This window comes from Hymenobacter sp. HSC-4F20 (assembly GCF_019599275.1).
Classification (GTDB): Bacteria; Bacteroidota; Bacteroidia; order Cytophagales; family Hymenobacteraceae; genus Hymenobacter.
In genome coordinates this window covers 1-453 of sequence record NZ_JAHZTD010000026.1, presented here as the reverse complement: position 1 = coordinate 453, position 453 = coordinate 1, and the positions used below count along the sequence as shown (strand labels likewise).

Below are 453 nucleotides of genomic sequence, written 5' to 3'. Positions count from 1 at the left end.
ACCGCGGCGGGGTCACGCTCCAGCGGATCGCCGTAGCCGCCGGCGCCGCAGGCCTGCGAGACCAGGCATTCGCCATTCGATAGTGTGATGTCGAGGAATGAGGGCAATTCACTCTTGTGCCGCGCCGCGTCGAGCTTCCAGGTGCCGTTGCGGCCGCCAGGTTTGCCGCCAGCGACACCCGGTGGCGGATGATCCTTGCCGCCGGAATTCGCGGTGAAGCGGACGTCGTCCTGACGGGTGCGGAACACGCAATAGGCCCCAGGCGCGCCGGTCCATTTGCCCGGCCCGCCACTGTCGACCGCGAGTTCGAGGCGTTCCACGATGATCGGCTGCTGCTGCTCGACAACTTCGACACTGGCCTGGTTCAGCACGCCGGCCGCGCCGCTGCCGCCATTGGTCAGCCATCCGTCATGGCCGTACACTGCGCCGCCGCCCCAGTAACCCATGATGATC

1 protein-coding gene is annotated in these 453 nt (G+C 67.5%); it reads right to left on the bottom strand.

Annotation, left to right across the window (positions count from 1 at the left end):
- Window positions 1-453 (bottom strand): hydantoinase B/oxoprolinase family protein (locus K3G63_RS22560; protein WP_220616411.1); only part of this gene is annotated, 453 nt, incomplete at both ends.